This is a genomic window from Microcystis sp. M109S1, assembly GCF_020247025.1.
Classification (GTDB): Bacteria; Cyanobacteriota; Cyanobacteriia; order Cyanobacteriales; family Microcystaceae; genus Microcystis.
On record NZ_JADBRW010000099.1, the window covers coordinates 1 to 4886 of the forward strand.

At 41.4% G+C, this 4886-nt stretch carries 5 protein-coding genes; 1 reads left to right on the forward strand and 4 read right to left on the reverse strand.

The genetic code is table 11. The annotated features are described in order from the left end of the window. Positions 1-355: 355 nt before the first annotated feature. Positions 356-769, reverse strand: coding sequence for a PIN domain-containing protein (locus tag IM322_RS04775; protein WP_287078227.1), 414 nt, complete (start codon positions 767-769; stop codon positions 356-358). Further along, positions 766-987, reverse strand: a complete 222-nt coding sequence (locus tag IM322_RS04780) for a hypothetical protein (protein WP_287673841.1) — start codon at positions 985-987, stop codon at positions 766-768. Before IM322_RS04780 ends, IM322_RS04775 begins: the two co-directional genes overlap by 4 nt. Before the next feature lie 265 nt (positions 988-1252). Here IM322_RS04780 and IM322_RS04785 point away from each other — a divergent pair, with 265 nt between their 5' ends. Then, a complete protein-coding gene (locus tag IM322_RS04785) occupies positions 1253-2284 on the forward strand; it encodes a PEP-CTERM sorting domain-containing protein (protein WP_287713122.1) in 1032 nt (343 codons plus the stop codon). A gap of 228 nt (positions 2285-2512) precedes the next feature. On the opposite strand, the gene IM322_RS04790 is transcribed toward IM322_RS04785, so the two are convergent. Next, a complete protein-coding gene (locus IM322_RS04790; protein WP_287673839.1) occupies positions 2513-2971 on the reverse strand; it encodes a hypothetical protein in 459 nt (152 codons plus the stop codon). 43 nt (positions 2972-3014) lie between these two features. Continuing rightward, a complete protein-coding gene (locus IM322_RS04795) occupies positions 3015-4628 on the reverse strand; it encodes an ABC transporter substrate-binding protein (RefSeq protein WP_287673838.1) in 1614 nt (537 codons plus the stop codon). Between the last annotated feature and the right edge of the window lie 258 nt (positions 4629-4886).

Below are 4886 nucleotides of genomic sequence, written 5' to 3' on the forward strand. Positions count from 1 at the left end.
TTGAGAGAATCGTGCTTCAAAACCTTGCGTCTTCATCGGCCCGCGTCCTGTAGGGGCGAAGCATTCGGGCAATAACCTATCGGTGAAACCGTAGATTTTCTATCCGAATGCTTCGCCCGTACTTTTTCAGCAAGCCCTAACTATTCGTAATTACTGACACGCAAAAACTATTGATTTAGGATAAGTAGGGAGGCACAATTATTTGTAGGATGGGTTAGCGGTAGCGTAACCCATGCGGGCGTTGGGTTTCATGCTTCAACCCAACCTACGTTCTGACACGCAAAAACTATTGATTTAGGATAACAAATACAATTATAATACTTTTGAATCACCGATAACTGTTTCAGTTTCATTGTTAGATGGTATAGGGAATCTCAATAAATGGATGTTGATTGAGATCAAAATCTTGGGTATTACGAGTGACTAATTTGAGATTATAGTAAAGGGCGACCGCTGCTTGAATGGCATCGGGCAATTTCCATTGAATAACCTTTTTGTTAGGCTGTTTAGTTGCTTTTTTTTTGATTTGTTCACGACGGATTTGAATGACTAAATCAGTGATGTTGACATCTAAGTCTATCAGGGGAAAATGGCTTAACAACTCTGCTGCTTTTTCAAAGGAATTATTATCATCAAAACCAATGAGAACTTCGGCTTTAGTAATGACAGAAATATAACTTTCATCTCGGTGAGCTTTGAGATAAACTGTCGCTTGGGTAATACCATTAAAATGGTCGATTAAAATACAGGAGTCTATTAATCGTTTCATATCCACTCCTCCCGAATTTTTTGCTGATATTCTAAGCCATCTCCTTTAGTCCAGATTCCCTTGGTTTTATCTAATAAGGCTTTAAAATCGGCTTCTGTCTTTTCATCCTCAACTACTTGAATGTTAATGGCTAACTTTGTTCCTGCTTTAAAGGGTAAGTTAGAGAGGATAATCTTCTGAGAATGATCGATGATTAAATAGGTTTGATAACTATTCATAATTATTGACACGCAAAAACTATTGATTTAGGATAACAAATACAATTATAATACTTTTGAATCACCGATAACCGTTTCAGTTTCATTGTTTTTAAAAAAACTTAATATACTTCAATTTTCTCAAAAAAATCGACCCGCCTAACGGCGAGAAAAAAGTTAAAAAGGCTGAATAAATAATCAGTTTTTAATAACCAGATTTTGTAGGACGGAGAGGAGTGTAAATATTTATAAAAATGTAGCTTAGAATACAGTTGTGGGGGGGGGAATGTGTATTCTCGCAGTTACTTTTCTGATTGATAAAGAATCGAAACCAATGACCATAGCATATAAAACGTTGAAAAAATCCCTTCCTATAGGTATCTTTTCTGCGACCTTTTTAGTGGCACTTACGAATCAACCAAGCTCGGCATTTACTGTTGAGTTTCCTGTGAACCCAGTACCAATTGGAGCATTTAACAAATGGGTTCCCCAAGAATCATATACTCTAGGTGGCAATGTGAATTGGACGGTAGATCTTAATCCTGCCTTTATCCCACGCATTAGTGCAGAAGACGAGAGAACAGCATTTCTGAAATTTCTACAGGATTCAAACTATGGAAAAGCAGTAGCAGATGGAGGACTAGGCTGGACTTTTAATCTTAAACCAGTTGATACTTTAAAGGGAACTTTTAACATTCAAAACTACTATCAAACTCTGTTAGCATCAGACGGACCGCGATATCAAGAGGGTGAACTTCAGTTGCTTGGACAGTTATGGGATTCAGAAAAAGATGGTCAACCAACTCCCTTGGCAGATGGAGATGATATAAATGGAGGTTGTCAAGATTGTAATATTGATCCAATTGATCCAGATGATGAAGATGGAGTCATTTTTGGAGATAGTTGGGTAGATGTAACTTTTAACATTTCTCGTCCAGATCCTAATCCTTATCAACTTCGTGCTTGGTGGGATACTAATTACAATGGAGTCTTCGACCACACATCAGAACTCTACATTGATGATTTACTCACCCTAGCGCCAGGCATCTTTACCAAGCGTTATAATCTAGGATTCAATCCCAAAGCAGATGGTCTTTATAGTCGCTTCCGTCTTACTTGGAACCCGTTAGATTTGGACGTGAAACCGTTTGGTGAATATTACTCTAAAGCAGACTGTAACACCACTGATGCAGCAGCAGGAAACTGTGTCTCTCACGGAGAAGTAGAAGACTACGCACCTATTCCCGAACCCAGTTCTATCTTTGGACTTCTCGCTTTCGGGGGACTCGGATTAATGGGACTTCGCAAGAAACGTTAATCCAATAGTTAGGGTTTGCTGAAAGAAGCTAGATACAATTAATTACACATATCTAATACTAAATCCGTTGAGTAACGCACAGAAAACGGGTTTCTCGGAGAAACCCGTTTTCTACTCATGCACTCATGCAAAAAGGGGAATAAATAATCAGTCTTTAATAACCAGATTTAGTATAACTACTTCTTGCATGGGTGCCTATCCTAACCAAGAAATTGATTTTGTCCGATTTTACTGTTCAGGGGGAATAACTTCTAACGGAATGCTTTCAGTTTCTCCCTCTTTAGATGGATTGACATCGGGACTTTTTTCTGCATCTGGAGTTTTTTCCACCGCTTTGGTTTCTGAGGTGGGGGGATTTTCGGGGGGTACTTCTGGACTGGGGTTATTTTCCGGGATGGGAGTGAATTCTACTGGGGTTTCGCTTTCAGGAGAGGGGGAAACTTCGGGGGAAGCTTCGCTATTGCGGGTAGTTTCCGCGGGAGTTTCTTCTATCCGGGGAGATTCTGGGGTAGTTGCGGGGGTAGTTGCGGGGGTATCTGGGGGGGTGTCTTCACTGATGTTTCGTTCTTCCTGGGGACAGGCTGCCGATTCTAAACCGAGATGACATCGGACTTCCTCCCGTCCCAAAGACACGGCAATTCCCGACACGGACATTAATAAAGCTAGGATGGGTAAGATATTCTTCATAAAATTAGACTTGATTCTACTCCTCGACATCACATTATCTATTTTAGATAGGATCGAACTGATATTGAGAACCCTTTGGCCCTTCATTGCCGCGATTAGCGCGCACTAGGGGAACTTGATTAAAAATGTTAAAATCCGTGGTGCTTCCCTGCAAGGTGATTCCTCGATTTAAAGTTTCGACTACAGTAGCACGGTCAGAACTTTTAGCGATCGCTTCTCCTAATACTTTCATGGTATCGTAGGCGGTAGCAGTACGCCAACTGACGCGACCGCGCCAACTTTTCAGCGCATCTTTGGCAAAAGGATCCGTTGCTTGGAAACTCCAAGGTACTGCTAGAACTAATCCGTCGATGCTATCTGCTCCTTGAATAAGTATATCGGGTGTATAAAGTTCATTTCCGCCTAATAAGAGCATTCCTGACGATTCTTGGGCAATAGCCACGGCTTGATTTATGCGATCGCCGTCTTTACTCAGGGCCAAAAATACCACCCTAGCGCCGGCTTTTTTGGCCTGATCTATGGCGGTTTTAGCGTTAAAATTGGCTTTAGTTGTGTCTATTTCCTTAACTATCTTGCCTCCCGGTTCTTTTATCGCTTTAGCAAAGGAATCCCTTAATTTTTGACTATAGGGACTATCGGAATTATAAAAAAGAACCACTGACGGAGAATTCTCTTGCTTACTAGCATAATTAGCCAAAGTTTTGGCCACCGCTTCCAGATAACTACCTAAAACTTCCTGAGACTTATCCTCAAGGGGAATAGTTTTCAGGGTTGATTTTCCCGTTTGACTAACACTGGTAGTCAGGGGAGAAAGAATCGCTAATCCTTCTTTTTCGTAACTTTCAATCGCTTTTTGACTAAAAGGATCGATTCCGTGGCCCATAACTGCCAAAACCTGACCGGATTGAATCAGATCATCGGCTATCGCTTTTGATTGTAGCCCACCGCCATCATTAGCGATGACTATTTCCAAAGGATTACCAGGATTAGAATTATTAAACTCCTCTTGATACCTGGCCACACCTCGGAGAATTTCCTTGGCACTGTTGGGGTCGTTAGCGATGGGGACAACGACGGCTATAGTATTTTGATTACCTTTTTGTCTAGCTTTGGCGTTATTGTAATAGATTTTGCCCTCCGGGTCGTTTGCTTGGGGAGTGGCTGCCGGTTGGTAAGCTGCGATCGCATTTGACCAATCTTCCTTTTTAAAGGCCGCTGCGCCTTTTTCTTTGTTAGGAGTGGAATTAAGCAGTATTTTCTCGCCTTGGCTAAATAAATCGGGATTTTTAGCCGTATTACTCACAAAAGTTGTCTTGGGTTGCTTGTTTGGGGTTTTTTCTGAGACGACTTCGTGATTACCGGGTTTGGGAATCAGCATTTGCAATAGACTCCAACCCCCTAAACCTGCGGTTAAAGCGGTAATTATCAAAGCGAAGGGAAGTAACCAGTTAGATTTTTGGCCGACTCTAGTTGTAGCACCCGGGGAGACCACAACCGTGGTTTTAACCGTCGTTGTTACGGGATCCATCGCTTCCCTAGGCAGGCCACAGATAGGACAATCAGGAGTAGTATTTTCGCAGGGTTCATGACCTCCCGCAATCGCTTGCGTATAAGGTTTACCATCTTTAGGGATACCGTCACATTGCCAAGTAGTCATAATCAGTTATCAGTTATCAGTTATCAGTTATCAGTTATCAGTTATCAGTGGGTAAGTTATCAGTTATCAGATTTGAGTTTTTAAGTGTGCAGTATGTGTTAAGTGAGCAGTATTAACTAGGGTTTGCTGAATAAAGCTAAAAACCTTGTTGGGTAAGACTTTTAGACCTTTTGTCAATTAAAAAGTACTGGATATGGCAGTGATCGGGGGGGAATTTAGGCACTTTTTCCCTGAAAATTAGGTAATTGGCCACCTCAA